The following is a 22235-nucleotide window of genomic DNA, read 5'->3' as shown; positions in this document are numbered from 1 at the left end:
TGATTACTCCTATTTATGAAGTAATTAAAGAAAATAAATTTAATATAAACTTAGTAAATGTTCGGTTTATCAAGCCCTTTGATGAAGTTGCTTTGAAATATTTTTTAAAGCAATCTAAAGTTATTATCACTGCTGAAGAAGGCGTGGTAGAGGGTGGTTTGTATGGTTTGGTTTCTGAGATTATCCAGCGAGAAGGATTAAATGTTAAAACTGCATCAATTGGTTTAAACAATAATGTTTTTGTTGAACATGGAAGCAAGGACGATCTTTTTAAGAAATTTGGAATGGATAAGGAAGCGATTAAGAGAGTTTTAATAAAATCATTGGAGGTAGATGAATGTTAGATTTAATTTTAATGTTAATACTTTGTTATTTGTTAGGGGCAATTCCGTTTAGTTATTTTGTAGCTAAATTAAAGGGCGTAGATTTGACTAAGGTGGGTAGCGGGAATATTGGTGCAACAAATGTTTATAGATCTGTTGGTAAGATGTATGGTGTTATTGCTTTTTTCTTTGATGCTGGAAAAGGTTTTTTCGTTGTTCTTTTAGTAAATATACTTACTCTTGGCAATCCAATATTGACAGTTTTAGGTGCAACATTGGCTATACTTGGACATACTTTTAGCCCTTTTGTAGGATTTAAAGGTGGCAAAGGTGTGGCAACTGGAGTCGGGGTTTTGTTCTTTCTTCAACCAGTGGTCGCAATTATTGGACTTGTTTTGGAGTTAGTTATTATAAAAGTTACTGGGTATGTGTCCTTAGCTTCTATTGTTTCAGGTTTAGTCATTTTTCTATTAATGTTAATGCCTGTTTTTAATACTCAGCCAGTTTATAGTTTGTTTGTTTTGGTAGTTGTAGCTTATATAATTTACAAACATAAGGGAAATATAAAGCGGCTTATTAAGGGACAGGAGACTAAAATTTAATGAGGAAGATATTAGTTGTTGGCTGTGGTGCTTGGGGTACATCTTTAGCGAAAGTATTGTCTGAGAAAAACGAAAAAGTATATATCGCTTGTCATAGTGAGCAGATTATTCAGGATATAAATAAAAAAAGAGTAAATTCTTTGTACGGATTAGTGGAACCAAAGCTAACTAAAAACATAGAAGCAATATCTTTTGATCAGATTCCGACTGTTATTGTGGAGGTTTCTGCAATATTTGTAGTTGTAGCTTCCAGTTTTTATCTTTCCACGATGAAAATGCTTAGGCCTATGATTGTGGAGCAACATATAATTGTTAGTGCTACAAAAGGAATGGATGAGAGTGGGCTTTCTATGCTTGATATTGATAAGCAAGTTTTTTCCAAAGAACAATTAGATGCACAGCTTTGTGTGCTTTCTGGGCCAAATTTAGCCAAAGAGATTTATCAAGGACTACCGGCTGCTACTGTGATTGCCTCTCATAATAATGAGGCCGCTACAGTTATCCAACAAATGATAAGCAGTGACAATTTCCGCGCTTATATTAGTAACGATGTTATTGGTGTTCTATATGGTGGAATTTTAAAAAACATTATTGCGTTGGCAGCTGGAATAGTAGATGCGATGAATTTAGGTACAAACGCTAAATCTGCGTTAATGGTAAGAGGCATTGCGGAGATGCGGAGATTTTGTGTGTATGTTGGCGGCGAGGAAGATACTGTCTTTGGTCTTTCAGGGTTTGGAGATTTAATCACAACTTGTACTGGCCCTAAGAGTAGAAATTATTCAGTCGGGTACGCCTTAGGTAAAGGCGAAAAGATAAAGGATATTATTGCGGGCATGGTAGACGTTGCGGAAGGTGTTAAAAGTTGCAAGGTAATTCATTTTTTAGCCATTAAAGAAGAAATATCTATGCCAATCACCTCTGCTATTTATAAGGTTATTTATGAAAATGCTTCCATCAAAGATACTATAAGTTCATTAATGAACAGAGATTTGAAGAAGGAAGATTAGTCTTGGTAGATAAAAATAATTTTGATAAAGAACAAGTAGTCGTAGTTACTATCAAAGATAGAAATTTTCAATATTCAGTAGCAGAAGTAATTTCTTTGGTGGAGAATTTGCATGCAGAAGTCATTATGACAATCACTATGCATCGAGATTCTTTTAGTAATGCTACATATTTAGGTAAAGGCAAGATTGAAGAGGTTTCTCAAGTAATAAAAGAATTTAATGTTGAGACAATAGTAATAAACGATAATATTTCTCCATTACAGAAGCAAGCTCTTGAAGAACAGTTAAAATGTAAGGTTTTAGATAGAACAGAAATTATTTTATCAATTTTCTCAGCACGAGCTTCCTCGAAAGAGGCTCAGTTACAAGTTGAGCTTGCCGAGCTCCAGTATCTGTCACCGCGTTTAACAAGAATGTGGGGGCACCTTTCTAGACAGAAGGGTGGTATTGGGATGAAGGGTATAGGTGAAAAACAGCTAGAAACTGATAAACGTGTTCTTAGGAAGAAGGTTAGTAAACTTAAGGATGAATTAAAGAAAGTAAAAGAGAATCGTTCTTTGCTTAGGAAAAAGAGGATGATGAGCAATACTCCAGTTGTGTCTTTGGTTGGATATACAAATGCAGGAAAATCCACAATGTTCAATTATTTTAAAGGCAAAGAGGTTTTTGCAAAGGATCAGCTTTTTGCTACCTTGGACACGATAACAAAAAAAGTTAGTTACGAGAATGCTGAGTTTTACATAGTGGACACTGTGGGATTTATTAACAATTTACCACATTTTTTAATAGAATCTTTTAAGGCGACATTGGAAGAAGTTATGCTTAGTGATTTGCTTATTCATGTGGTTGACGCCTCTAGTAAACAATTAACGCAACAAATAAAAGCAGTTTATGAAGTGCTTCATGAGCTTGGAATTGACGAAAAACCGATGATAACAGTTTATAACAAAATAGACTTGGTTAAAGAAAAAGAAATTTTGCCAGAGAATGGACTGCATGTTTCTTTAAAAACAGGAGAAAATTTAGACTTGTTAGTTAAAAAAATCTTAGAAAAGATCAAACGATGAGTTGCTTAAATTTTGTTGCCTTAGATGTTGAAACTACTGGTTTAGACGAGAAAAGAAATGAAATTACAGAGATTGGCATTGTAAGATTTCGTAAGGGCGTGCTTATTGCTGAATACTCTACTTTAGTTAAGCCTAGCGAAAGAATTTCTGACTATGTAGCTAACATGACAGGTATTACTAATGGAATGGTTAGTAAGGCGCCTAGCTTTGACGAAGTCGTTGCGGAGATGCTTGATTTTATCGGTGAGGATGCAATTGTTGGTCATAATATTAAATTTGACATAGGAATGCTTAACCAAGCTCTTTTAAGAGTAAATCGTCCAGCTTTAGACAATGTATTGCTCGATACGTTAGACATTATTTCGATATTAAACCCAACAGGTGGTAGCTTTAAATTAAGCTATTTAGCTAAAGTTTATGGAGTTTTAGAAGAGAACGTCCATCGGGCAAAAGATGATAGCCTGATGACTGCTAATTTGTATTTGAAACTGATAGACGAAATCAAGAAGCTGGATAAAGACGTTGTTTCTGTTTTGCTTTATTATTTAGATCAAACAGATACTTCTTTGAAAATGATATTTGATGATGTTTTTGGTAATAAGTTAGAAAAACATGATTATCCTTGGGTTTCATTTAAGTTTAATAAGTTGAAAAAAGGTAAAGCTAGTGAAAGATATAGAGATGAGAGTTTTAAGAAAAAAGATGTCGATGCTTTGTTTCAGATTTTTAAAGAAGATGGTAGTTTAGCAAAGAATTTGCCTGGTTTTGAGATAAGATCCGCTCAAATTGATATGATGGAAAAGGTTTGGCAAAGTTTTCAGAGCAACACTCATCTAGTGGTCGAGGCTGGAACTGGTACAGGTAAATCTTTGGCATATTTGCTTCCTGCTGTTTATTTTGCGTTAAAAAAAGATAAAACTGTAGTTGTTTCAACTAAGACAAAAGCCTTGCAGGAGCAGTTAGTGGATAAGGACATTCCGACTTTAAAAAAAGCTTTGGGCATTAATTTTAATGAGGAAATGATTAAAGGAAAAGAGAATTATGTTTGTTTAAACAAATTTGCCTATTTAATGAATTCTGCTATTTCTAAGAAGGATGATGCGTTTCTTAAAGGAGCCTTGTCTTTGATGATGTGGGTGATTTCTTCTGAGAAAGGCGATATATCCGAAATACATAATAGTCTTAAAACAAGATTTAATAATCAAATAAAGGCTGAAACAAAGAGTTGTTTGCAGGCACATTGCCCCTTTAAGCAGGTTTGTTTTTTAAATAAACTTAAAGAGAATGCGAAGAATGCAAATATTATAGTGGTTAATCATGCTTTATTGTTAGCAGATATTCATTATGGACAGAAAGTGCTTCCAGAGTTTAGCCAGTTAATCATTGATGAAGCCCACACGTTAGAAGACGTAGCCACTGGCTGTTTTTCGATGTCCTTTGCTAAAAAAAGATTAAATGAGTTGTTTGCCAAGATTGTTGAAAATAATGTCATAGATGATTTTGCAAAAGATAAGGAAATTGAGAAAGATATAAAGAAAATTAAGACCAAATTCCGTAAAGCAACAAGAGCTAATAATGATTGGTTTAATGAAATAGAAAATGTTTTCAAAGATAAAGAAAAACAAAATGTTTTTTTTAAGAAGAGTCAAAAAAGGATTGGGTTTACCGAGATAGAAGAAAGTATTATTGATTCTATTTATATTTCAATTAATGATTTAATCGGCGTTTTATTGGAAGCCACGCCATTGTTAAATGATTTGAGGAAAGAGATTAAGGATGAACTTACAGTTTTTCAAAGAGCTTTTTTGAGAGGTATTATTTCTGAAGTAGAAGGATTAATAGGCGAGTTAGCTGCGATGTATGACCGTAGCCCTGGATTTATCAGATGGCTAGAAAAAGTCGAGAGACCAAGGTCAACACATTATGAAATGATAATGACTCCTTTGTCTTCAGGGGAGTTATTACAAAAAGAGCTTTTAGCTGGGCTTGAATCTGTTATTCATACTTCTGCGACAATTTCCATAAATGGTAATTTTAATTATTATTTGTCTCGGATGGGATATTTGGATTCTGAGCAAAAGATAGAAACAGCTGTGTTTAGTTCACCTTTTGATTTAGAGAAAAGAATGCTGTTGTGTGTTCCTGGAGATGTCCCTGCCTATAAAGATGATAAAGAATATATTGAGAGTATTTCTAGATATTTAAAGGAATTGCTGATTGGTATTGATGGTAAAGCTCTTGTTTTATTTACATCTCACAAACATTTGAGTGATTGTTATTATGGAATAAAACATGATTTAGAAAAAATCAGAATTCCTTTGTTTTGTCAGGGCAAGCAAATGTCAGACAAGAATTTGATTAAGGCCTTTAAGGAAAAAGAAGGCGCTGTTTTAATGGGAACAGATAGTTTCTGGGAGGGCATAGATGTCCCTGGTAGAAATTTATCATATGTTATTGTAGTTAAGCTTCCTTTTGACGTTCCAACCGACCCTATTGTAATGGCAAGGATGGAACAGGTAGCAGCAGCAGGTAGAAGTAGTTTTTTTGACTATGTTGTACCAAAAGCGATTGTAAAGTTTAAGCAAGGCATTGGTAGGTTAATCAGATCAAAGAGTGACACAGGCGCTGTTATCATCCTGGATAAAAGAGTTAAACACAAAGGATATGGGAAGTCTTTTATAAATGCAGTTACAGCAAGAAAAGTAAGTTCTGAGGACTTGCCTTCGATGATAGCTTCTTTGAAGTTGTGGGTTGATTAAGCTTCCTTCTCTGGATATAAATTAATCTTTGCTGGCACGTTATGTTATTCTATCTTTTGGTAGTGGTTAAGTTTTCTGCAATTTCTTAACAACTTTTTCGATAAGTTAACATGCTAAAGTTTGAACATAACAAAATCAGTAGATTTAAAGTTGTTGCACTATCAGCTGGACATGTTAATAAAGGTGAAGTTGATTTATCTAAATATGTTGGCGAAGTATGCAATTATCTGCTGTCTAAATATTCAGATTCTCAGTCCTTTGTTTGGAGTAATTTTGTGGATTTAGTGGTAGAACTACCTAATCTTTTAAAACAAGTTGAAGAAAAAACAGGGCTACAGACTTCTGAAAAAGTAACGAGCATCGGTAAGCTGTGTTGGCTGATAGCTAATTATCATTCCAGCAAATTTGATGCTTTTAATAAAAGGTTTTTTGGTTCGAACAAAGCACCTATGTCTGACTATATACCTAAAGTAAAGAGCAGTGTTGATATCATCTATCTTCCTATTTCTGGACATGAGAACCCAGATGTTGATTCTGTTGTTTCTGTCATTATGATGTCTTATTTAATGTTTCAAACAGGAGATAAGCGATTAATGGTAAGACCTTGTTATGAGGGTATTTTACAAGAAGAAGTTGGTCATTATGTAGATTCTGTTCTTGGTAGAAAAGGTTTTACGGACGCATTTTTTACAAATTTAAATGATAATCCATTTGTTTGTGCCAAGAGAAAGATGATTACGTCAGCTCATTTGCCTGTCGTAACTCCCGAAATGAATTATTTAGAAGCCACAAAAAGTGTTCTTAAATATAAGCCTGGGTTAAGAGTTTTGATGCCAATTGTGGATGCAGAAGGTAATTACAAAGGTTGTTTAAGGCATGTTGAACGAGAAGAATTTTTGATGACTGAAATTATCAAGAACAAAAACTTGCAAGAATTAACGGTGGCAGATGCCTTGGCTTGGAAAAATATTTATAAGTCAACGAGGGAGAAAGTTCCTGAAGACATTCAGTTTGAATTAGATGTAGAGATGGACTCTGCTATGCAGATAATACTTGAGAAAGTCTATGCTGTACCAGTTGTTAGTGACGATAATAAGTTTGCGGGAGTTGTAACACAAGCTGAATACTATAAAGAGAATATTGGTTTAATTATGGTTGACACTCAAGAGCCGACATTAAGTTTAAAAGCTATCAACCCTAAGCTAGTAGTAAAAAAGGACCATCATGAAAATAAAGGTGGACTTTCAAATGGAGTAAGCATCGGGGGCAACAGTTCCACAGTGGCTATGATTCTTAAAGATTATTTGCAATTTAGGAGAAATGTTAGTTTCCCTGCAAAGCTTGCTAGACTTGGATTAGGTGCAATGCTTATTGATTCTAATATGAAAGAAAGATTTATAGACCAGGATGAGTACTTGTTTGATGACGTTGCTGCTTATTGTTTGGCTGTTGAGCAGGGAGTTAGTTATGGTGCTAATTTTCATGAAAGTTTTAGATATCAAAAAGATAAGGAAGATATTCAGCAGGAAGAGATTAGTAGGTATCGGTCTATTCAGGCAGATGTTTTTAGAGATAAGTTTTTGAATAACAGAAATTCCTTATATGATGCAGGAGATGTTAAAGATTACAAAAAAGAATATGGGCTGGATGTTATCGCTTGGCAATGGGAATTGAATAAAGATTTGTTGTCTATCCATCTTTCTAAGGCAAAGGATGTTCCATTAGAATTAGCCGAAAAAACCCTAGAAAAGAGAAAAAGCTTTGGAATACTTTTAGTTACGCCGACAGATAGAGAAGACATGGAGAAACAAGCTGATAGTATGTTGGTTTTTGGTAAAGTAAAGAAAGATTTACAGAAGCTGATGGCTTATTGGAAACAAAATTTAGTGGATTCGGTTACAGGTAATCGTATTTTTCAATCTGAATTTGAATATACAATATCTGAGGTTAAAGATACTAGAGGCATCGTTGGTTATTGCGCTAAAATAGATTTTTCAAAGAATGCAAATTTTAATTCTAGAAAACATAGTGTATTGAAAACACTATTGGCATATTTTTAGTGAAGAATTAATGCACTAGTGCTTTGTTCTGGATACATCATATAGCTTTCTGTTAAGGACACGTCATCAGAGTTATTTAACTGAAGAAGAGAAAACAGATCTTTTTGCATACTCATGTCAGGGCAGAGCGAATAACCAAAGGAGTATCTTTCTGGAGGAACCCTACTACCTAGTTCGTTTCTCATCGTATTATGATTATACTGAGCAAGAGCTTCTGCCATCCAGGTAGTAAAGCCGTGGAAATAGTAAGCATTTGAATAATTGTTTAGATTTTCTAATTCTTCATATTTTTTTAAAACTTCTTTGCCTAAAGTAACTACTTGGAGAACAATTTTGTCTCCTGTAGACGAGGCTATGTTTTTTTTATTAATAGTGGGAAATTCCCAGGTAATGTTGTGCTCTGGAAAAGTTATTGCTGTGTTGGTCTTTGTGATTTTAAAAGTATCATAGAAGACTAAACCTTTTATGTCTGAAGTTAATATGGTTTTTTTTATAAACAAGAAGGCTTTCTCTAGTTCCTCAATCGTTGAAGGGGTATTGTTTTTTAGTCCCCAAGACGTTTTGAAGAGAACTTGCTTGTTAATGAAGGGAATAAATTTTTCAGGTTCAATTATTTTTTTTTGAGACATTAATTATATCCTCTAATATTTTTAATCCAGTAAAAGCGTCTTTTGAATAATAAACCCCACCTTTATAGGGAGTTCCGTTGATGTTAGAAATTGTTTTAGCATAATTGCTGTTTATAGCTGCACCGCCAATTATTACGGGAATACTTTTGTCAAGATTATGAAGCTTTTCTACAATTAGTTGCATTTGTTTAGAGGTTGTAACTAACAAAGCGGAGAGGGTAATAGCATCGGCTTTTTCTTTTAGGGCAGTTTCAATGATTTTATCTGCTGGAACCTGTTTGCCAAGGTCAATTACTTTATAGCCATTATTTTCTGTTATTGTTTTAACTAGATTTTTGCCAATATCATGCACGTCTCCGTAAACTGTAGCTAGAACTATTGTCCCTTTGGACATATTACTGTTTTTATCGAGATATTTTTCTAGATGAGTGATGGATTTTTTCATTATTTCAGCTGACTCGAGGACAAAGGGAAGAATTATTTCTCCGGTTTCCATTTTGTCTCCCACAACTTTCATGGCTGGCAGAAGAACTGTATTAATAATTTCTTCAGCCTTCATTGTTTGTCTTAGTTTTTCTAATAAATCAATAATTCCTTCTTTATCTCTAGTTATTATTTTGTGTTGAATAAGTTTATCAAGAGGAAGATTTGTGGTGGGTGCAGGTTTGTTCGTGCTAGTTGGTGTCTTTTGTGTTTCTGTTTTTTGAAAATGTTCGATAAATTCTGTAAGCGCTAGGGAGCTTTTGTTTAATATTAGATTTTTAGCTAAATTAACTTCATTTTTATTTAATTCACTGAGTGGCTGGAAATGGTCTGCATTAAAAATAGCCATATCTAGTCCATATTCAACAGCAGTGTGAAGATAAACGAGGTTTAGTATTTTTCTGGCAGGAGGAGTGAGTCCAAAGGAAACATTGCTTACACCAAGAACTGTTTTTACTCCTGGGAGCTCTTTCTTTAGTAATTGAATTGCGTTAAATGTTTCTTTTGCTGAGTTTCTCCATTCTTCTTCTCCAGTCGCAAGTGTAAAAGTAAGCGTGTCAAAGATAAGTTGTTCTGGTTTCAACCCATAATCATTTACCGCTATCTTGTATATTTTCTTGGCAATAGTTAGTTTTTCTTTAGTTGTTTTTGCCATGCCCTGCTCATCAATACACAGTGCAATAGTGCTAAGTCCAAAATTTTTTACGATAGGTAAGATTTGATGAATCTTGTCACTTTCTAAATTGATAGAGTTAATTAATGGTTTTCCTGCATAAGACTTAATAGCCGATTCAAGTGTTATTGCTTCCGTAGAATCAAAACAGAGCGGTATAGTCGTGGCGTAAGCGACTTTTTTGGCAAAGAAAGACAATTGATCTTCCTCATCAGCTCTTTCCGTCATTGCGAAGCAACAATCAATCAAGTCAGCATTGCTTTGTTCTTGTGATTTTGCCAGATCAACTAATTCATCATATTTGTCTTGAAGCATTAGCTCTTTAGCTTTGCGAGAACCCTGGGAGTTAATCCTTTCACCAATAATCAAGGGAGTTTTCTTTTCTTTAGCAAGGCTAATCGGACCACAAAAACTTGGTAAGCATTCAGCTTTAAACTTCAGATTTTCAGCTTTCAGCTTCAAGCTTTCAGCTTTCAGCTTCAAGCTTTCAGCTTTCAGCTTTAAGCTTCCTATATGTTCGGGAGTTGTGCCACAGCACCCGCCAACAACGCTTATTCTGTATTTTCGGAGGTATTCACCTATAACAGTACTAAAAAGTTCTGGTGTCATTTTGTAATGAGCTGTTCCGTCGATGTTTTCTGGCATGCCTGCATTTGGAATAATAGAAATTGGCAATGGTGAGTGCTCGCTGAGAAGCTTTATGGTGTTTTCCATTTCTCTTGGCCCAGTGGAACAATTGATGCCAAAGACATCAATTCCCATATCTTTTATTATTGTTATTGCTGTAAGAATGTGAGTACCAAAAAGCATATTGCTATATTGGTCGACGGTAACTTGTACCTGTAGTGCAATTTCTTTACAAGAGTTTGTAATCGCTTTTTTAGCTCCAATTATGCCAGCTTTTACTTCCAAAATATCGTGTTGTGTTTCTAATAATATTAAGTCTGCCCCACCGTCAATAAGTGCTGTCGCTTGTTCTTCAAAAACGTTAGATAATTCGTCAAAATTTATGCTGCCAAGAGATGGGTCGGTGGAGGAAGGCAGGAATCCTGTTGGTCCCATGGAGCCCATCACGAAGGTATTTGGAAAATTTAAAGCTTGAATAGCTTTTTGGGCATTTTGAGCTGCTGCATAGTTTATTTCATAAACTTTATGTTCTAATCCATATTCTTTAAGCTTTATTCTGTTTCCGCCAAAGCTATTGGTGTCCATTACCATAGCGCCTGCTAATAAATATTGTTTGTGAACGTCTTGAATAATATCTGGTCTGGAAATGTTTAGGTATTCAAAGGCACCTTCATGACCATGGAAATCTTCAGAGGTTATTTTGTGCTTTTGTAGCATTGTCCCAAATCCTCCATCTTGGAAGATTAATTGTCCTTGTTTGATTAGTTGTAAGTATTTGTTCATAATGTATAAGTATAAAGTATAAAGGGTAAAGTAAAAAGATTAAAACACGGGCGGGGAAAGATGACTTTTTTGTTTTTCCCTCTTTACCTTATGCCCTGTTATGTTATATCTTGGAAAAAGAATAGTTTAGGGGGATTTGCATGGAAATAAATATACTACTGGCATTAGGGCTGATTTTTATTGTTATTTTAGTTGGATTGAGTGATGTTTTGGTGAATCCAGCGGCCTATCTTGATGCTCCTTCTTTTTTAATTGTAGTAGGTCTTTCAATGTCGGCGCTTTTGATTAGTTCTTCGTTTAGTAAATTTAAAATCTTCTTAAAGACCGGCAAAATGATAATTATGCCTAAAAAACAGATGGCACCTCAGGATGCAATTGATGAATTAGTTAGACTTGCCAAGATTTCTAAATCTCAAGGAAGAGTGGCTCTTAATAAAGAGGTAGAAACAATAACTCAGCCTTTTTTGAAGTTTGGGGTTCAACTATTAACAGAAAAAACAGGTCACGCATTTATTAAAGCTACGCTTGAGAATGATATTGAGGAAATGGAAAATAGACATGGAAGTATTCATGCTATGTATGGAAATATGGCTGGATTTGGTCCGGTATTTGGTATGGTTGGGACAATAGTTGGTCTTATTCAATTGCTTAAAGGACTATCTGATGCCTCTAAAATTGGACCAGCAATGGCTGTTGCTCTTATTACTACACTATATGGTGGGTTTATTTCTGGTGTTATTTTTACTCCTGCAAAAGAAAAATTAAAGGAAATGTCGGAAAATGAAGCATCCTTAAAAAGATTGATAATGCAGGGCATTCTGATGATTGAGAAAGAAGAAATACCTTCCAAGGTTGAGAAATTTTTAAAAAGCTTCCTGCAGGATAAAGAGAAGCATGCACCAAAAAAGGTTAAATAGGGATTAATATGGGCAAAAAGAAAAGAGCTGAAGGAGGAGGGAATATTGCAGATGCCATAATGAGCGATCTTATGATGCAGATGCTTACCTTTTTTATTTTACTGTATACAATTGCTGCCTTAAATTTATCAAAAAGTAGGGTTGAAGGTGACAGCGATAGTGTGGTTGACCAAATTAGGCAGGGGTTTAGACAAAGATTAAATATGGAAGAGGGCACACCAACGCCTAAAAACGATCCCATTATTCAGGTGCAAGAAGCCAAAGTTGAAGATTTAGAAACTGAGCAAAAAGCACAACTGATTACTAAAATAAAAGAAATAGTAGAGAAAGAAACATTAAGACAATATATAGAAGTTATTGTGGAAGAACAAAAGATTAGACTTGTCTTTAATCAGCCAGTACTTTTTAATTCTGGATATGCTTACTTGAAGCCAGGAGCAAAAGATTATTTGGACCCAGTCATAAGTGGAATAATTAATACTATAGAAAACGATATTATTATAGAAGGGCATACCGATAGTATGCCGATTAAAAATGAGATGTATCAGGATAATTGGCAATTGTCATTTGATAGAGCATATAATGTGCTTAAATACATGGTGGATGTCCATAAAATTGATCCGTTTAGAGTTTCAGCTGTTGGATATGGACAGTATAGACCAAGAGTGGATAACGATACTTATGAGAAGAGGGCAATAAATAGGAGGATTGAAGTTAATATTTTACTTCATTCCAAAAAAATAGATAGTGGTATTCAAAAAAATAAACGAAAGTCTACGGATGTAGACTCGGATATTGTAATACCTACGGATATTGAAGTGCCAATATAGTGTTGATTCCGTTTGTTTTGTATGTTTAAATTTAGCTAAAGATAGGATGTAAAAATGACAAAAATATTAATCATTGATGATGCAGCTTTTATTAGAATGAGGGTAGAAAAATTTTTGTTACGCCATGATTTTGAAGTTTTTTTGGCGGAAGACGGACAAAGTGGAATAGATTTGTTTAAAAAGGAACTTCCGGATGTCGTCCTTTTAGACGTTACTATGCCAGGTATGTCAGGAATGGAAGTCTTGAAGCAAATAAAAGAAGCCAATAAAGATGCAAAAGTTATAATGTTGACTAATGTGGACCAGCAAGAAACGATTATGGAAACAGTTAAGCTTGGCGCCAAAGGATTTATTAAAAAACCTTTTGAGGAAGACAAACTTTTAGATAAGATAAGTAAACTTATCAAAACTTAGTCGCGCTTATTGCGGTTCCCTTGTTTTCAGAATAATATTAACAATTGTATGAGAGTCAAATTTTTAATATTATTTTTATTTATTTTAGCTTCTTTTTTGTTTTCTTTAGAGCTAACAGACATAACAAGAAATCACCAGTATCGTGATCAAGTTTATTATTTGGCAGAAAATAATTTTATGCCTCAATACATAGACAGTACTTTTCAGTTAGATTCTGAGCTAACCGTTTTTCAAGTAGCACTTAGTTTGATTTTTGTTAATGCTGTTAGTTTAAATGTGGACAGAGAAGAGCCTTATCTTCTTGAGTTTGGAAAGTCTTCTATTGAATACCCTTATGTCCAGTATTTGTTTAACAAGGAAATTGTCAAAAAAGACATAGACGTATATGCGACATGTAATGTTTCAGAAGCTTTACATATGTTTTCAAAAATGTATCCAGACGTAAAGTTTTCGTTAGATAAAAAGGAAGGACCTGCTCCTTTTTTAAGGCGTGATTTTTTGGTGTTAATTACAAAAATTGACCAGTTCAATAGGACAGTCAGTAGATATCGAGTTGATAAAAGAAAAAAAGAGGATGAATATGTTGGCTCTGCTGTCAGTGAGTACATTTTAGGTTATGCCAGTGCGTTAGATAGAATAGAGTTAAGTAAGTATAGTTCTGGTAATAGAGATTATTATGATGTGTTTTGGAGGTTTGCATCTGAGAAGGACAAGCAATATCAGAAGTTTAATGAAGACCTTTCTTTGGAGGATTTGGATTTACTAGATAAAAGGTTAAATCAAGCGTTATTAAATTTTTATAATTTCAAATATTGGCTAGTGATTCAACAATGTAACATTGTTTTAAAAGAAGACCCCAAAAATGTTGGGGCTTTGAAATTGAAGGGCTCTACATATTACATGTTGCGTGATTTTGATAAGGCGAGAAAATATTGGGAAAAGGTTCTTTATTATCAGCCAAACAATGAAGAAATGCGATATTTTTTAAAGGTATTGCCTAGGTTTTCTGATTAGTATACTTTATGTACGCTGTATGTGGTGTAATTATGGTTTATTTTTGACTATAAGTTCGGGAAAAACTTGGTGTTTAGATTGACACTGAGTGGCTTTATAGCATAATATTGTTTACACGGGGGAAGAGGAAATAATGGTTAAAATTCTTCAAAAGAAATCTAGTGCGGCTGACAATGCAAAACAAATACTAGAAAATCCTGATATTAAGGTTTTTCATAAGGACGTACAGAGCGAAGTTCAGGAATCTATAAAAAGCTCTATTGATACTTTAGGGCAAATTCATATTAAGAATGGAAAAGTAGAGCAAAATATTATTAGCCTTGAGGGTAGAAGAGAGCAATTACTTAAAGATATTGCAGAATTAGAAGAAAAAAAATCCAAAATTGAATCAAAAGTAACTGATTTTGAGAATAAAAAAAGGCAAGAATTTACCTCACAACAAGAGTACCAGAAGAAGTTATTAAATGAATTTTTTCAAAGAAAACAATTATTGCTCCATGATGTAAATCAACTCCAGGCAGAAAGAATTAAGCTGACCCGTCAGGTCGATAAACTGAAAGACGACCCTAAAAATATGTTAGGGCAAGGAAATTCATTATTTTATGAACAAATAAAAACACAGGCTCAGTATGAATCTGATCAAATTAGACAGCAAGGATATTATGATTCCGAGGTTATAAGGTCTTCAGCGAAGGAAGAATCTGAAAGAATCAAGAATCAAGCATTTTTTGAGACGGAGCAAATGAAGACAAGGGCGAGAGAAGAAGCAGAGGCCATTAAATCTACACTTTTAGGAGATGCGGAGTTCCTTAAGAAAAACATAATTGATTCTGCTAATAAAGAAGCAGAAGTTATTAAAAATAATGCACAAGTAGAAGCTAATAACATATTAGTAGTTGCCAGAAAAGAATCTGAGACAATTTTGTTGGATGTTAACGATAAGTTGTCGAACTTTAATGATTTACAAATGAAGTCTTCAAAATTGGTAGAGGAAGCTGAGTTGTCAGCATCTCAAGTTTTAGGTAAAGCAAATGAAGAGGCCACTGTTTTGATTGATGAAGCAAAAATTAGAGCTCAAAAAGAATATAATGAAATGGTGTCTCATTTTAAGAAAGAATTAAGTGAAACTGATTGGAATTCAAAGGCAGAAATGCTTAGGGAATCACAGGAAGAGGCAGATAGAATAATAAAGGAAGCTAACAAAAAAGCAGAAGACCTTTTACTTGAGGCAGAAGAAGAAAAGAAGAGCATATTAGAAAAAACACAGGAAGATTGTGAGATTACTGTTGTTTCAATAAAAAAAGAAGCATCTGAAGAAGCGTGGGCAGTAAGAGAAGATTTGCTTGAAGAAGCAAGTAAAGAGTCGGATCGAATTATTAATGAGGCAAATATTCAAGCTGAACAGATCATAAAAAGAGCAGAAGAAGATAAAAAGTTAATTATCACAAAAGCTCATGAAGAAGCCGAAAAGGTTAGTGGAGATATCAGGCTAAGTGTTTTAAGTAAGTCCGAAAAAGATGCCGATAGGTTGTTAGTGGAGGCGCAAAAGAAATCTCAGATTCTTATTTTAAGTGCTGAAAAAGAAGCAAAAGATGTAATTGAACAAGCTAATAAGCAGGCGATGATAATTGGTAATGAGTTAGAAATAAAAATTAAGTTAGCAGAACAACGGAAGGAGCAAATACTTGCTCAATCAGAGTTTGAAGTAAAAACAAAAGCTGAGGGAATTGTTGGAGATGCGAATGTTCAGGCTGCAGAAATCAGACAGAATGCCATAAAAGATTCCAAACAGAAAGCTCAAGAGATTTATCGCCAAATCATGGAAGAACAAGAAAATAAAGGCAATGATTTATTGCAGAGGGCGATAGTACAAGCAAAGATAGAAAGGGAGAGTATTTTAAGTTCAGCGGATGCACAGGCAGCCAATAAAGCTCGAGAAATAATTCTTACGGCGGAGAAAGAGGTTTTAGATAAAACCAACAGGATCATGCAGGAAGCAATGAAAAGAGCAGATGCTATCGTCAATGAAGCTAGAGAAAAAGCTGAAAACGAGGCTAAACACATACTTGCACGAGACAAGGCTGAGCTAGAGCAGTTAAAGGTGATGATCGCTCAATTTAAATTTGATAAACATAGATTAGAACAATCAACAGAAGAATTGAGTAGTAAAAATATTAAAGCATTGGAAGTAGCACAAAAAATAAAAGAGAGAGAAATGCAAATTTCTGAAAAGTTAAGAGATGTAGAAACAAAATACCAAAATGCTAGAGATGAAATGCTTCCTAAAATTACAGATATCAAGAATTCATATGCTTTTTATAAACAAGATTATGATTTAAAAATTAGAGAAATGGATGAAAGGTATGTGCTTGCTCAAATTTCATTTGATGAGAAGATGAAAGAATTAAATAGTAAAAGTGAAGCTGATTTGAAATATATAAAAGATAAGTACACTCAAGAGAAGAAGGGTTTAATTGCATTGTTAGAAGATGAGATAAAGCGATTGCAAGATATTTCCGATGAGCGTTTAATTAATAAGAAAAAAGAGTTGGAAGAAACAAAATTGTTTTTAAAAGAAGAATTAGATAAGAAACAAGAGGAATATTTTAAGAAAACTCAAAAAATAGAAGATTTATTAAAAAATAAAGTAGCAGAAATGATAGCAAATTATTCGAAAATGACCGAGGAGCATCGAATTAATTATTTAGAGTTTAAGCAACAAATTGAGGATAAAAAGGAAGAAATTATTGGGACATACAGAGCAAATCTTCGGCAAGCGAAAGCTTTATATCAAAAGAAGATGAAGCAGTATAGTCAGGATATTAATATTTTAGATAACGAATTAAAGCTAAGGAAATCTGAGTTGCAGAAAAATTATGAGCAAGCTATTGCAAAATTAAGAGTCGATAACGAGGCAATTATTAGAAAAGAGACAGGCTCAATTGAGACCAAACAGAGTGATTTACTTAATAAAAAAGAACAATTGGTGAGATATTATGAAAAACAATTTGAATCTTTGCGTTCAGAGTATCAGAGTTTGTTAAATGTTGAAAAAACAAGGTTTGAACAACAGAAGATAGACATACAAATGAATTTAGAGAAATTGAGTAAAGATTATCAACAAAAGAGAGATCAGATAAAATCCTATTATGTGGAGCTTATTTCCAAAGAAGAAAAATATAATCAACACTTAGTTGATGATTTGAAAAACAAGAAAAAAACGCTGATTCAAAGCTATAACCTTTTAGTAGGTGAATGTGAAAAATCTGTTTCCTTGGATTCCTCTCATTAGTTTATTGAAACCCTTGCAAATATGCTTGTTTTAATAGTTTTTTTCCCATATTTAATGTAAAATATTTAATTATAAGTTAAGGCAATTTTGATTGTATTCAAGCAGTCTTACTTTTTGTGTTTGAGTTTAAATTTTTGTGCCTTGTTGTAACAGAGATATAAAATGTTTATTTTTGATATTTTAGGGTATAAGTTTAAATTGATTATAGGGGTTTGAGGGGTGCGAGCTATTAGAAAATTAACCATTTTATTATTGGTTTTGTGTTCATATGCATTTTCTGCAGATCAACTGCATTATGGTTCCGACTTAGAGTGGGGTTATGGTGCACGTGCTTTGGGCATGGGTAGATCTTTTGTTGCTTTAGGCAATGATGCTTCTGGTCTTTTTTGGAATCCTGCAGGAGTAATGAAACTACAAAGCATGCAAGGCATGTTTCAAATGTCTATGCTCTACCAAAGCTATAGCACTATGTATGGAGCATTTGCTATGCCTGGGGTTGATGATGCTTTGGGTTTTGAGTTTATTATGTTTGGTGGGTCAGACATAGAAGGACGAGACATATATAATCAATTCACTGGCATGGTTCAAGATAGTAAGATGGCCTTTGGAGCAACTTATAGCAAGAGAATAATGCGAGATTTTTATATGGCACTTAAAGGCAAGTTCTATATGCGTTCCCTTGGTGAATATGGTGACATGGCAATGGCTGGAGATGTTTCTATGATTTACAACCTTTCGGATAGGTTTTCGGCTGGTATAAATTTAATGAATGTTTTTGGGATGATTTTAGGCGATACCAATGACAAACTGACTCCTCAGGCGATGTTTGGACTTGGATACAAAGAACAGAACATCCTTTTTGCTTTAGATGCTAGAGATAATTTTAATGAATGGCACTTTGGTGTTGAATATGAGCCCGTTAAAAATATTCCGTTACGTGTAGGTGTTAATAATGATGAGATAAGTTTTGGCGGTGGCGTAAAGCTTGGCATTATGGATGCAGATGTTGCTTATATTATGAATGAATTAAGTAGCAAAATAGCTTTTTCAGTTAATATAAATTTTGGAAAATCAATGGATGATATGACTAAAGATCAGGTTGAACAGGCGATGGCTGATTCTCAGGAAATGTTAAACAACGATTACTTTTATTTAGCGAAACAAAAACTAGAGTATGTCTTGTCCTTTGATCCTTCTCGTAAAGAAGTAAAAGTAATCTTAGAGCGTTTAGAGAAAGCAATACAGTTCGTGGAATCATCTTTACCACAAGAAAGCCTTACTTGGGAAAAATACAAGAAAGCCAAAAAGACATTTAATGAAGGAAAATACTTCGAAGCTGAAAAGCTTTTTAGAGAAGTTCAGCTAATCAATCAAAACAATAGGTTTGTTGCTTATTATCTTGATGAGTTGTCTTTGCAGTAGGCAAGGATTAGGTCAATATTGAATTAAGTTAAAAAGTTTTTGTTGGGGTTAATTTAAAGGGGTGTCTGGTTTGGATATATCAAAGAGCATAGTATGCCTATTGTTGGCTTCTTGCCTTTTTTCAACTACGATAACAATCGATAAATTCGAGCTGTATGATCAGGACACTTTGCTTACTGAACAAACGGATGATCAAGTGGTGGGAATTTCCATCAGTACAGATTTACTCCCCACTAAATATTTAATCAGTGAAGACCGTCCAACCAAGCCAATTTCTAGTGACACTTTTTGGGAAACTGAAAAGCCAACAAGATATACCTTTAAAAATGATAGCAATGAAATTAAGACAGTTTATTTGTATGTAATGAGTTCCTCTGGAGATATTAGTGAGGGAGCGGTGGCAACAATCAATTTAGATTCTTCTTACCCGCAAATAAGTTCCGTGTCTATTTTTCAGTCTTTGGTTGAATTATCCGCGGGATATACTGATGGAAGCTTTCATTTGAGAGAAGGGCCGTTCAATGTAACGTTTAGCTTTACGGAAGCATTACGCAATACTCCTAGTATCTTGTTAGTTAATAATTCCGAGCAGATTATCACTACTTTTTCACTTCTAAAGGTAGATGATCGTACATTTATTGGTAGTTTTTTAGTAACAGCGGGAATAACCGAAGGGGTTTATTGGATAAATTATAGTTGTACAGATAATACTGGATATGAAACAAATGGCGCTTCTTTTGTGGCTGGGAAAATAATTATTGACCATACTTCACCAAATTTACAAACTTTTGCTTTGGACGGGAAAGATCCAACACTAGGAATGATTTATTCCAACACAAGATATTTACCAATTCAGATAGAGCCAAATGATGCTAGTGGAATAAGGGGATGGATTGTTACGGACAACGTGGATTATACGCCCACTGCAGTGAGTAGTTGGAGAGAGTTAGGTTCATATTTGGTTTTGACAAATAACATTGCAGTCCACTATATAACTTTCTGGTATATTGATAATGCTTGGAATATAAATTATTCTACAGCAAATATTTCTTATGACCCTCAAACCCCAGAAGTTTCTGTTCAGGTGGATGTAATTCCTAACAGTTTTGTGGCAAATCAACAAATTTTAATAACTTTGGATATTTCCAATGTTGGGAGCGGGCTTTCTGACACCCCAAACCTCAGCTACTCAGCTCCCAACAAACCCTTACGGTCGTTGCCACTGCAGCTTTTAGTCCCAGGAAAGTATCGAGCTACTTTTAATGTTTCTACTTATACGGGTGAAGGGCAAGGGTTTTTTGCAGTTAGGGCTACTGATAACGAGCATCATGTTTTTGCTGATAACATTGTGCTCTGGTATCAGGGTGTTAGCTATGACCCATTTTATATTGTCAGTCATGATTTAAAGACACCGAGTTTTTATATGTATGATCAAGATACTTTTCTTTCCAGAGATGCAAATGATCAAATAGTTGGGATTACCATTACAGATGATGAGCAAGCAGTTGCTTGGCATTTAAGTGAGATACGCATAACGCCTTCAGTTGGTAGTGAGTTGTGGTTGTCAGTTAAACCTGGTTCTTATACTTTTAAGAACGATAGCGAGGGAACAAAGATAGTATATTTGTGGATGAAGGATGGGGTTGGAAGGATATCTCAAGTAAGCATTGCAACAATCAACTATGATTTAACGAATCCTGATCTCGACTCTGTCGATCTGGTGAATAGTGAATCGGGAATAGTGAGTAGTATGGGAGGGTATTATTATTTAAAGGTTGGAACATATAATATAACATTTAATTTTGATGTAGATATAACAATTACCCCAACAATATGGTTAGAAAATGGGTCGGTCACTGAGGTTCTCGAAGTGACAAGAGTAACAGACAGAGGGTACACAGCAGAGTATGTGGTAACAGTTGGAAGTGCAGAAGGAACGTACAGTATAAACTATAGCGCTACAGACAATGCAGGGAATTTAGTTAAAAGCCAAAAGCTAGAAGTTAAAAGTTTAGTTGTGGATGTAAGCAAACCAACAGTAAACTTCGAGATATTGGATTTAGATACATTGAGTGATCTATATACTAATAGTAGAAATGTGAGGTTGAGTATAAATGTAGAAGAAGAGAACATCCTTGGCTACTATGTGACTGAGAATTTTTCACCGTTCACCATTAACTATTCACTATTCACTGATTACTTGCCAATTACATTTAATATCACATCAGCGAATAATGGTGCTAAGCAAGTAATCATATTGGTTCTAGATAAGGCAGGGAACATAAGCAGTGCCAGCTATGCCATAACCATGGATACACAAGCACCAACAGCAATCATAGAGTTATCGGTAGATCCAAGTTATATAAACATTGGAGAATATAGAATAACGTTAAATGTTGGCGGAGTAGTCAGTGGATTAGTGGCTACGCCTAGTTTGATGTTTGTAGCGAATGGGACACTCCCTCTAAATCTCCCTCTCGAGAGGGAGACTGACAATCAATACTTGGCAACCTTGAGTATTACAACTTTCACTGGTGATGGGGTTGGCTATTTTTTATTTAGTGCAACAGATAATGCAAATAACTCAGCAAACGGCATTAAACCCCCTTTAGGGGGCTTGGGGGCTGGGGCCTCTTCTGTCTATGTTTCTACAGATATCAATACAGTCGAGGTTGTCTTAAGCGACCCAGATAGTGAGAATAGCGACTACAGCAATGATCAAAAAGTCCATGTAACTATCAGAGCAGATGAACAAGCCAAGTATTGGCTACTAAAAGAAGAGAATATAACACCTAGTGTCACAAGTAACCTATGGGTCGTAACAAGACCTGGTGAGTATACGTTTAAGAATACAAGTAGCGAGTTAAAGAATGTCTATTTATGGATAAAGAATGCGAATGGAGTTATATCACAAAGGACATTGGCTACGATAAATTATGATGATGTTTATCCGGAGTTATCTGCAATAGCAATTGCTGACACTTCGAGTGCATTTCGACTAAGCTCAATGACCACCTCAGTGACCGCAATTGAAGAGGCCTATTACCTAAAGGTAGGAACATATAATGTAACCTTTAATTTCAATGAAGAGATGATTGTTACACCAACAATCTGGCTAGAGAATGGTTCGGTCACTGAGGTGGTCACTGAGGCTCTCGAAGTGACTAGAGTAACAGACAGGACATACACAACGGAGTATGTAGTAACTTCTGGCACAACAGAAGGAAGCTACAGTATAAACTACAGCGCAACAGACAATGCCGGCAACAAGGTTGTAGCTCACTATTACGAGCCCCCTTTAGGGGGTCTGGGGGCTTTAGTTGTAGATGT

15 protein-coding genes are annotated in these 22235 nt (G+C 34.7%); 13 read left to right on the top strand and 2 right to left on the bottom strand.

Going from position 1 to position 22235, the window contains the following annotated elements; all coding sequences use genetic code 11:
- From PHF25_04445 to PHF25_04420, 6 genes are all read left to right on the top strand, one after another.
- Positions 1-344, top strand: a 344-nt coding sequence (locus tag PHF25_04445; GenBank protein ID MDD4527273.1) for a transketolase C-terminal domain-containing protein, incomplete at its 5' end; no start/stop codon positions are given.
- The gene (gene plsY, locus PHF25_04440; GenBank protein MDD4527272.1) at positions 338-925 is read left to right on the top strand and encodes a glycerol-3-phosphate 1-O-acyltransferase PlsY; all 588 of its coding nucleotides are present in this window, start codon (positions 338-340) and stop codon (positions 923-925) included. The genes PHF25_04445 and plsY, both read left to right, overlap by 7 nt.
- Positions 925-1935, top strand: coding sequence for an NAD(P)-dependent glycerol-3-phosphate dehydrogenase (locus PHF25_04435; GenBank protein MDD4527271.1), 1011 nt, complete (start codon positions 925-927; stop codon positions 1933-1935). Before plsY ends, PHF25_04435 begins: the two co-directional genes overlap by 1 nt.
- A gap of 2 nt (positions 1936-1937) precedes the next feature.
- A complete protein-coding gene (gene hflX, locus PHF25_04430; GenBank protein ID MDD4527270.1) occupies positions 1938-3002 on the top strand; it encodes a GTPase HflX in 1065 nt (354 codons plus the stop codon).
- The gene (locus PHF25_04425) at positions 2999-5761 is read left to right on the top strand and encodes a helicase C-terminal domain-containing protein (GenBank protein MDD4527269.1); all 2763 of its coding nucleotides are present in this window, start codon (positions 2999-3001) and stop codon (positions 5759-5761) included. The genes hflX and PHF25_04425 overlap by 4 nt, the downstream gene beginning before the upstream one ends.
- A gap of 110 nt (positions 5762-5871) precedes the next feature.
- Positions 5872-7821 (top strand): DHH family phosphoesterase, encoded by a 1950-nt coding sequence (locus PHF25_04420; GenBank protein ID MDD4527268.1) that lies wholly within the window; start codon positions 5872-5874, stop codon positions 7819-7821.
- Here PHF25_04420 and PHF25_04415 read toward each other — a convergent pair.
- On the bottom strand, positions 7818-8450 hold the full coding sequence (locus PHF25_04415; GenBank protein MDD4527267.1) for a vitamin B12 dependent-methionine synthase activation domain-containing protein: 633 nt from the start codon (positions 8448-8450) through the stop codon (positions 7818-7820). The two genes, PHF25_04420 and PHF25_04415, sit on opposite strands and share 4 nt — an antisense overlap.
- The gene (locus PHF25_04410; GenBank protein MDD4527266.1) at positions 8428-11016 is read right to left on the bottom strand and encodes a homocysteine S-methyltransferase family protein; all 2589 of its coding nucleotides are present in this window, start codon (positions 11014-11016) and stop codon (positions 8428-8430) included. Before PHF25_04410 ends, PHF25_04415 begins: the two co-directional genes overlap by 23 nt.
- A 140-nt stretch (positions 11017-11156) precedes the next feature.
- Here PHF25_04410 and PHF25_04405 point away from each other — a divergent pair, with 140 nt between their 5' ends.
- The 7 genes from PHF25_04405 to PHF25_04375 form a co-directional block, all read left to right on the top strand.
- Positions 11157-11933: a MotA/TolQ/ExbB proton channel family protein gene (locus PHF25_04405; GenBank protein MDD4527265.1), complete on the top strand. Its 777-nt coding sequence runs from the start codon at positions 11157-11159 to the stop codon at positions 11931-11933.
- An 8-nt stretch (positions 11934-11941) separates the two neighbouring features.
- Positions 11942-12763 (top strand): flagellar motor protein MotB, encoded by an 822-nt coding sequence (locus tag PHF25_04400; GenBank protein ID MDD4527264.1) that lies wholly within the window; start codon positions 11942-11944, stop codon positions 12761-12763.
- Positions 12764-12817: 54 nt separating this feature from the next.
- Entirely contained in the window at positions 12818-13177 is a 360-nt protein-coding gene (locus PHF25_04395) for a response regulator (protein ID MDD4527263.1), read from the top strand.
- A 48-nt stretch (positions 13178-13225) separates the two neighbouring features.
- The gene (locus PHF25_04390) at positions 13226-14191 is read left to right on the top strand and encodes a tetratricopeptide repeat protein (GenBank protein MDD4527262.1); all 966 of its coding nucleotides are present in this window, start codon (positions 13226-13228) and stop codon (positions 14189-14191) included.
- 133 nt (positions 14192-14324) lie between these two features.
- Complete coding sequence (locus tag PHF25_04385) at positions 14325-17483, top strand: hypothetical protein (GenBank protein ID MDD4527261.1); 3159 nt, start codon at positions 14325-14327, stop codon at positions 17481-17483.
- 219 nt (positions 17484-17702) lie between these two features.
- Entirely contained in the window at positions 17703-18905 is a 1203-nt protein-coding gene (locus tag PHF25_04380) for a hypothetical protein (GenBank protein MDD4527260.1), read from the top strand.
- Positions 18906-18975: 70 nt separating this feature from the next.
- Positions 18976-22235 (top strand): hypothetical protein (locus tag PHF25_04375; GenBank protein ID MDD4527259.1); only part of this gene is annotated, 3260 nt, incomplete at its 3' end.

It is taken from the genome of Candidatus Margulisiibacteriota bacterium (assembly GCA_028706105.1).
GTDB lineage: Bacteria > Margulisbacteria > Riflemargulisbacteria > GWF2-35-9 > DYQY01 > DYQY01.
Note: the sequence above shows the minus strand (reverse complement) of the source record. Positions and strands in the feature narration are given on the sequence as shown.